General features: G+C 65.1%; 8 protein-coding genes and 2 pseudogenes. 3 read left to right on the top strand and 7 right to left on the bottom strand.

The window, feature by feature from the left end:
* From EN949_RS30810 to EN949_RS30795, 4 genes and pseudogenes are all read right to left on the bottom strand, one after another.
* A pseudogene (locus tag EN949_RS30810) lies at window positions 1-290 on the bottom strand (hypothetical protein); the annotation flags it as partial.
* Window positions 291-295: 5 nt separating this feature from the next.
* Window positions 296-541: a DUF4170 domain-containing protein gene (locus EN949_RS30805; RefSeq protein WP_013532345.1), complete on the bottom strand. Its 246-nt coding sequence runs from the start codon at window positions 539-541 to the stop codon at window positions 296-298.
* 103 nt (window positions 542-644) lie between these two features.
* A complete protein-coding gene (locus EN949_RS30800; RefSeq protein WP_013532346.1) occupies window positions 645-1,448 on the bottom strand; it encodes a 3'(2'),5'-bisphosphate nucleotidase CysQ in 804 nt (267 codons plus the stop codon).
* Window positions 1,435-2,778: a TldD/PmbA family protein gene (locus EN949_RS30795; RefSeq protein ID WP_013532347.1), complete on the bottom strand. Its 1,344-nt coding sequence runs from the start codon at window positions 2,776-2,778 to the stop codon at window positions 1,435-1,437. Before EN949_RS30795 ends, EN949_RS30800 begins: the two co-directional genes overlap by 14 nt.
* A gap of 166 nt (window positions 2,779-2,944) precedes the next feature.
* Here EN949_RS30795 and EN949_RS30790 point away from each other — a divergent pair, with 166 nt between their 5' ends.
* Window positions 2,945-3,361, top strand: coding sequence for a VOC family protein (locus EN949_RS30790; RefSeq protein ID WP_013532348.1), 417 nt, complete (start codon window positions 2,945-2,947; stop codon window positions 3,359-3,361).
* Between the two features lie 23 nt (window positions 3,362-3,384).
* Here the strand turns inward: EN949_RS30790 and EN949_RS30785 are convergent, their stop codons facing one another.
* Window positions 3,385-4,635, bottom strand: a complete 1,251-nt coding sequence (locus EN949_RS30785; RefSeq protein WP_082826431.1) for an FAD-dependent oxidoreductase — start codon at window positions 4,633-4,635, stop codon at window positions 3,385-3,387.
* 112 nt (window positions 4,636-4,747) lie between these two features.
* Window positions 4,748-5,788 carry an EF-P lysine aminoacylase EpmA gene (epmA, locus tag EN949_RS30780; protein WP_063167725.1) on the bottom strand — a complete coding sequence of 347 codons (1,041 nt, stop codon included), beginning with the start codon at window positions 5,786-5,788 and terminating at the stop codon, window positions 4,748-4,750.
* A 117-nt stretch (window positions 5,789-5,905) separates the two neighbouring features.
* Here epmA and efp point away from each other — a divergent pair, with 117 nt between their 5' ends.
* Window positions 5,906-6,475 carry an elongation factor P gene (gene efp / locus EN949_RS30775; RefSeq protein WP_013532351.1) on the top strand — a complete coding sequence of 190 codons (570 nt, stop codon included), beginning with the start codon at window positions 5,906-5,908 and terminating at the stop codon, window positions 6,473-6,475.
* Window positions 6,476-6,654: 179 nt separating this feature from the next.
* Window positions 6,655-7,197, top strand: coding sequence for a dihydrofolate reductase family protein (locus EN949_RS30770; RefSeq protein ID WP_063167724.1), 543 nt, complete (start codon window positions 6,655-6,657; stop codon window positions 7,195-7,197).
* Between the two features lie 39 nt (window positions 7,198-7,236).
* Here EN949_RS30770 and EN949_RS30765 read toward each other — a convergent pair.
* Window positions 7,237-7,460: pseudogene (locus tag EN949_RS30765) on the bottom strand (patatin-like phospholipase family protein); the annotation flags it as partial.

Genomic DNA, 7,460 nt, shown 5'->3' with positions numbered 1-7,460 from the left:
GGATAATAGGCAGGCGTCAGCAGATGCTGGCCGTGCCACAAGGCGATGATGCCAGGCTCGAACTCGGTATAGGCACCGCCCGAAAACCGTGCCGATCCCTCGACGACGCGATTGGTGAGGCGCACGAAGCGGACGAACTGGGCGAACAGGCTGGCGATGGCGTTCTTGACGAATCGCGACTGCGCAAGCGGTTGGCGAATCTTGCGCCAGAAGGCCTTGGTCGTGCGGCTGCGTCCCCTGCCCGTGGGCGCGGCATCGCTTGCTGGCCCTTTCGCCAGGTCATGCTCCATCGAAGTCAACCGGCAGCCTTGTTGTCGGGGTCCAGCAGCCGGTGCAGATGAACGACGAAGTAACGCATGTGAGCGTTGTCCACGCTGGCTTGCGCCTTGGCTTTCCACGCCGTGTGCGCGGATTGATAGTCGGGATAGATGCCGACGATGTCGAGCCCGTCGAGATCGCGGAATTCGGTGCCGCCAAGCTTCTTCAGTTCGCCACCGAACACCAGATGCAAAAGCTGTTTCTTTCCGTCTTCCGCGGCCATGTCGGTCCTTCACATATCGTGAGTTTGTCACAGGTCTAGACCAAAGCCGCCGACTTTGGAACCTTTAGGGCGAGATGAATTCATCTCGCCGGGGAAAACGCTTTCACGTGTCCAGACCGGCGATGACGCCGGCGAGCACGGCCAGCAATTCACCGCTGCCGGCAGCAAGGGCGCCGTGACGAGTCACCTCGCCGGCATAAAGTGGAGCGCGGCCATGCTGGTCGAGCAGCTGGCCGCCGGCCTCGCGCAGGATGAGGTCGGCCGCCGCAATGTCCCAGTCATGCGCGTTCGGCTTGACGAAAGTGGCGTCCAGCGCGCCATTGGCGATCATGGCCAGCCGATAGGCGAGCGAAGGGCTGTAAGGCGCCCGCTTCAGCCGCGCCTGCCATTCGGCAGGCATCAGGTCGGTCAACTGCTTCAGCCCGGAAATCTCGGCCGTTTCCGCCAGCTTGCGAACCGCAATGCGCTTGCCGTTGCGGAAAGCACCCTGGCCGGGCAGCGCCCAATAGGTCTCCTCCATCGCCGGGCATTCCAGCACGCCGGCCAGCGTGCGGCCATGCTCGACGACGGCGACGCTGACGCACCAGGTGCGCTGGCCTTCCAGGAAACCGCGCGTGCCGTCGATCGGGTCGACGACGAAGGTGCGGCGTGCCGAAAGCCGGACCGGATCGTCAACTGTCTCTTCCGACAGCCAGCCATAATCCGGCCGCGCCGCCAGCAATGTTTCGCGCAGATAGGCGTCGGCCGCGTGGTCGGCCTCGCTGACCGGTGATGTGCCGCCCTTCATCCAGACTTGCGGGCTGTTGCCGAAGTAGCGCATGGCGATCACCCCCGCCTCGCGGGCGGCATCGCGCAGCAGCGGCAAGTCTTCGGTGGCTCCGGCAGTGGTCAGGTCATGCTCCGGCAAGGGTCATGCCTTCGATCAGGAGCGTCGGCGCCGCGGTGCCGAAATTGCGGTCGAGGTCATCGGCCGGCACCATGTTGAGGAACATCGTCTTCAGGTTCGAGGCGATGGTGACCTCGGCGACGGGATAGGCCAGTTCGCCATTCTCGATCCAGAAACCGGAAGCGCCGCGGCTGTATTCGCCGGTGACCATGTCGACGCCCTGGCCGAACACCTCGGTGACGTAGAAGCCGGTCTTGAGCGATTTGATCAGCTCTTCCGGCGACCGCTCGCCGGGTTCGATGGCGAGATTGGTGGAGGATGGCGTAACGGAGGAGCCGCTGCGTGCGCCGCGGCCGTTGGTGACGAGGCCCAGCTCCCTTGCAGCCGAGGTCGACAGGAACCAGTGGTTGAGCACGCCCTTCTCGACCATCAACAGCTTTTCGCCCTCGACGCCTTCGCCGTCGAACGGACGCGAGGCCTGGCCACGTCGCCGGAGCGGCTCGTCGGTGACGGTGATGGCGGAGGCGGCCACCTGCTTGCCCATCATGTCGCGCAGGAACGAGGTCTTGCGCGCGACCGAGGCGCCGTTGATGGCGCCGGCGAGATGGCCGGCGATGCCGCGCGCGACGCGTGGGTCGAACACCACGTCGACCGGCCCGGTCGCCGCCTTGCGCGCGCCGATGCGGCGCACGGCGCGCTCGCCGGCCTTGCGGCCGATGTCCTCGGGCGCATCGAGATCTGCAAAATGCTGGCGCGAGGAGAATTCATAGTCGCGCTCCATGCCGGTGCCCTCGCCGGCGATAACGCTGGCCGAGCGCGAAAAACGCGAGCCGACATAGTGGCCGAGGAAGCCGTGCGAGGTGGCCAGCACCAGGCCGCCCAGCCCGGCACCGGCGCTGGCGCCGGCCGAATTGGTCACGCCCTTGACGGCAAGCGCTGCCGCTTCCGCCGCCAATGCGGCTTCCTTCAACTGGTCTGCCGACACTTCGGTGGCGTCGAACAGGTCGAGATCGCGCGTCTGTTTGGCGAGCAATGCCGGATCGGCCAGCCCTTGATAGGGATCCTGCGGCGACACTTTCGCCATCGCCACGGCGCGCTCGGCCAGCGTTTTCGGGTCGGACGCCGCTGTCGCCGAGACACTCGCCACGCGGCCGCCGACGAAAACGCGCAGCGCCACATCCTCGCTTTCGGAAGCTTCGGTAGCCTCGACCTTGCCGAGACGCACCGACACACCGGTCGAGCGGCCGCGCACGGCCACCGCGTCGGCGGCATCGGCGCCGGCCTTTTTGGCAGCCTCGACCAGGGCCGCGACGCGGTCGGTCAATTTTGCTGCGTCTGATATGTCGGTCATGCCTGAAATCCTGCTGGTGCGGCCGGTGTGCGGCCGTTGCCCACCCATCTATTGTTCCGGTCCGGCTTGTGCAATGGCATAGGCTTCAATCAAAATGCAGGGCGGACGGTTCAAACCGCGAACCCTGTGACGCAAAATCGGTTCGCAGCCTGCACGGAGCATTTCGATGACGCCTTTCCATCTCGCCTTCCCGGTCCGTGATCTCGATGAAACCCGCGTTTTCTATGGCGAGGTGCTGGGCTGCGCGATCGGCCGCTCGTCAGCGACCTGGGTCGACTTCGACCTCTACGGTCACCAGATGTCGGCGCATCTGCGGCCGCAGGCCGCACAGGCCCCCAGCGACGGCAAGGTCGACGGCATTGTCGTGCCGATCCCGCATTTCGGCGCGGTGCTCTTGATGGACGACTGGCAGCGCCTGGCGACACGGCTGGAGGCGCGCGACGACATCGACTGGCTGGAACGGCCGATGGTCCGCTTCAAGGGCGAGCCCGGCGAACAGGCAACGCTGTTCATCCGCGACCCCTCGGGCAATGCCTTGGAATTCAAGGGCTTTCGCTCGCTGGAGCAGGTTTTCGCGCACTAGCTCAGATCGAGGGCATCCATCGATCAACGGCCGAAACGGCCCGCCGCGAAAGGTGCGAGCCGAGCCGGATCGCCGCGTCCGCCGATCAAGTCGGCGACCAGCCGCGCGGTGATCGGAGCCAGCGTCAGGCCGAGATGGCCGTGCCCGAAAGCATGAATTACGCGGGAGCTGCCGCGCGAAGCGCCGATGACCGGCCTGGAATCCGGCAGGGACGGCCGGAAGCCGAGCCATTGCGAGGCAGGCGAGCCGAGCCTGGGAAAAATTTGCCTGGCGCCACGGTCAAGCAGCGCCAGCCGGCGCGGATTTGGCGGCGCGACCAGGCCGCCGAGTTCGACGGTGCCGGCGACCCGCAAGCGGCCAGCCATCGGCGTCAGGTAGAAACCAAGATCGACGGGACAGACAGGTCGGTTGAGCAGCGGCGCGTCGGTCTGGAATTCCAGATGATAGCCGCGCTCGGTCTCGAGCGGAATCCTGTCGCCGGCCTGCGCGGCCAGTGCGCGCGACCGTGCACCGGCGGCGATCACCACCGTGCCAGCCTTGATGCGAACGCCGGGTCCGCTGAGCTGCACACCGTCAGCCTCGACCTGCAGCCCGGTGATCTCTGCCTGCTTCACCGATGCACCACGGGCACTCACCGCGCCCAGCAACCGCCGCATCACCATTGCCGGATCGGTGACATTGATCGAGTCGGGAAAATACACGCCATGCGCTGCTGTCGCCGGCAGGCCCGGCTCAAGCGCCGCCACCTCTTCGGGAGTCAGGACCTCTTGGTGGATGCCAAACCCAGCGCGCATTGCCCGGCCGCCGGCGCCAGCGGCAAAATCGCTCAAGCGGCGATAGAGGTAAAGACAGCCATTGCGGCGCATCTGGTCCTCCAGCCCGGCCTCCCCGACCATGTCTTCCCAGGCTGGAAGGGCGTCGGCCAGCAGTCCGGCGAGCGCCAGTGCATTGGCCCGGGTGGCCGCCGGCAGCGATTGCCGCATGAACCGAACGAGCCATGGCGCCAGCTGCAGCAGCGCCGGCCAGCGCAGCGAAAACGGGCTGTCGGGATCAAGCAGCAGCTTTGGCAATGCCCGCAGCACCGCAGGAGTGCCGACCGGCATGCAGGCATATTCGGCGATCGTTCCGGCATTGCCGAACGACGCGCCGGAGCCCGGCTCGTTCGGATCGATGAGCAGGACTTCGCGGCCGTCCGCGACAAGGCGAAGTGCCGTCGCCAGCCCGACAACTCCGGCGCCGACAATGGCGATTTCGACCGTTTCAGAAGCAGCCACTGTAGATCTTCCCGATTGACCTTGAAATCCAGTACCGATCATGTGGTCTCTTGGTTCGGGGTCACGGTCCAGTCTTGATCCCTGGAATCGAATAGGCCAGATCTTTCCGCCCTCAGGCGACAGGCGTCCAGATCACGTCCTCGATTTTTTGCGCGCCGGTCGCCAGCATCGCCAGCCGGTCGAAGCCGAGTGCGATGCCGCTGGCCGGCGGCATGATGGCAAGGGCTGAGAGAAAATCCTCGTCCAGCGGATAGCGCTCGCCATAGACGCGCTGCTTCTCGTCCATCTCGATAACAAAGCGCCGGCGCTGCTCGTCGGCGTCGGTCAGTTCGCCAAAGCCGTTGGCGAGTTCGACGCCGCAGCAATAGAGCTCGAAACGCTCGGCGACGCGCGGGTCGCGCTGGCTCGGCCGCGCCAGTGCCGCCTCGGCGACGGGATATTCGCACAGGATGGTCGCGCGGCCCTGCCCGAGCAACGGCTCGATTTTTTCCACCATCACCCGGCTGAACAGATCGGCCCAGCTGTCGTCGGGCGCGGTGCGCAGGCCGGCATAGGTCAAGGCGGCGTGCAGCGCGTCGCGGTCGGTGCTGCCGTCGGCGGCGACCGTGGCCAGCAGGTCGATGCCGGCATAGTGGGCGAAAGCGTCCGCCACCGTCAGTCGTTCCGGCTCGGCAAACGGATCGCAGTCGCGGCCCCGGAAAGAGAAAAGAGTCGCCCCTGTCCTTGTCGCGGCCAGCGCCAGAAAGGCCGCACAATCCAGCATCAGGCTCTCATAGGCCTCGCCCACCCTGTACCATTCGAGCATGGTGAATTCGGGATGATGCAAGGGGCCGCGCTCGCGGTTGCGATAGACCGGACCGAAGCTGAAAATCCTGGTTTCACCGGCGGCGAGCAGCTTCTTGCAGGCGAATTCCGGCGAGGTGTGGAGATAGAGTGGCGCCCTTGCACCGTCCGGCCCGACCGCTTCCGTGGCGAAAGCCGCCAGATGCGCCTCATTGCCGGGCGAGACCTGCAGCGCCGCCGTTTGCACCTCGACGAAATCATGGGCGGCGAACCAGTCGCGCAGGCCGGCGGCGATGCCATTGCGCAGCATCAGCCGCGGGCGGCGGTCGGCGTGAACGTCAGGCGTCCACCAGGGCGAAGCTTCGGTCATGCGGCTCGGAACATGGTGGAAGGGGGCTGGCGGCGGCGGCCAAGATGCGGTAGGCCCCCATCCAGCGCCGCACTAGCCGGCAAACGCCAGTCAACTCTTCTTGCAGGATTTAAAACCGTGGTGAAAGTCATCGCCAGTTCGCTCCGCAAAGGCAATGTCGTCGACAAGGACGGCAAGCTTTATGTGATCCTCTTTGCCGAAAACATCCACCCAGGCAAGGGCACGCCGGTAACGCAGCTCGACATGCGCCGCATCGGCGACGGGGTGAAGGTTTCGGAACGCTACCGCACCACCGAGCAGGTCGAGCGCGCCTATGTCGAAGAGCGCGAGCACACCTTCCTCTACCGCGACGGCGAAGGCTTTCACTTCATGAACCCGGAAACCTACGACCAGGTGGCGGTGTCGGAAGCCGTGGTCGGCGACATGGCACCTTACCTGCTGGAAGGCATGGCCGTGCAGGTGTCGCAGTTCAACGGCATTGCCATTTCCCTGGTGCTGCCGCAGCGCGCCACCTTCGAAGTGGTGGAAACCGAGCCGACGACCAAGGGACAGACGGCCTCGTCGTCCTACAAGCCGGCCGTGCTGTCCAACGGCGTGCGCACCCTGGTGCCCCCCCACATCGCGCCGGGCACCCGCGTGGTGGTGATGACGGCGGATGGGGCTTATGTGGAGCGGGCGAAGGACTGAAGACGAGCGGTGGGGTTACGGGTTTACCGGCCAGCCCTGCGTTTCACCAGGGCTCACCCTTGTCCTCTTCCGCTGTCTCCCCTTGAACGCGGCGCCTCCGCCCGCACAGTGATATTTTTCACGAAGCGTGTCGCAATGACCCTGCGCGGTCCGTCCTTTGAGCGAAGAAGGAGAACGCCATGCGAAAACTTATCGTCACCGAATTCATCAGCGTCGATGGCATTGCCGAGGTCGAGAAGCTGCCAAGCATGACTTGGAACGACGAGATGAACAGGTTCAAGGAGGACGAGCTTGCCGACACCGGCGCCATGCTTTTGGGGCGCACGACCTATGAGATCTTTGCCGGCTCCTGGCCGACGGAAACCGGAGATTTTGCCGAACGGTTCAACGCGCTGCCGAAATATGTCGCGTCGAACAGCCTGAAGGCGCTCGACTGGAAGCCTGCCGAATTGCTGAAGGGACCGCTGCCGGAAGCGGTCAGGACGCTGAAGCAAGGCAGCGGCGGCAACATCTATGTGCATGGCAGCCTCAGCGTCGCGCAGGAATTGCTGCGCCATGGCCTGGTCGACCGCGTCAGGCTGCTCAGTTATCCCGGCACCGTCGGCCAAGGCAAGCCGCTGTTCCCAGGCGGCGAACCGGTGTCGCTCGAACTGATTTCGGCCACGCCGTTCAGCAACGGCGTTGTGGCGCTGGAGTATGCGCCGGTGGCGGCTAAGTCGTAATCGGTTGGAGCCTTTCAGATCGAATGGGGAGATGCATCCTCACCCGACCTGCTTGCCCCGTCTCCCCTTGATGGCGGCGCTATTCCTCGCCTCCACCGCCTTCTCCACCTGCCGCTTCAGTTCGTCCTTGATATCCACCGTCTCGTTCATCAGCGCGTCGATCTTCAGGAAATCGAGGACCCGGTATCTCGACACTGCCGGGCGGACCAGGATGTCGGGGCGGCATTGCTTCAGCTTGTTGGCGATGATCGACTGCATCATCA

Origin of the sequence: Mesorhizobium sp. M7A.F.Ca.US.007.01.2.1, from assembly GCF_003998165.1 — a bacterium.
GTDB lineage: Bacteria > Pseudomonadota > Alphaproteobacteria > Rhizobiales > Rhizobiaceae > Mesorhizobium > Mesorhizobium ciceri.
The sequence above is the reverse complement of the archived record's forward strand: the minus strand, read 5'-3'. Positions and strand labels throughout refer to the sequence as shown.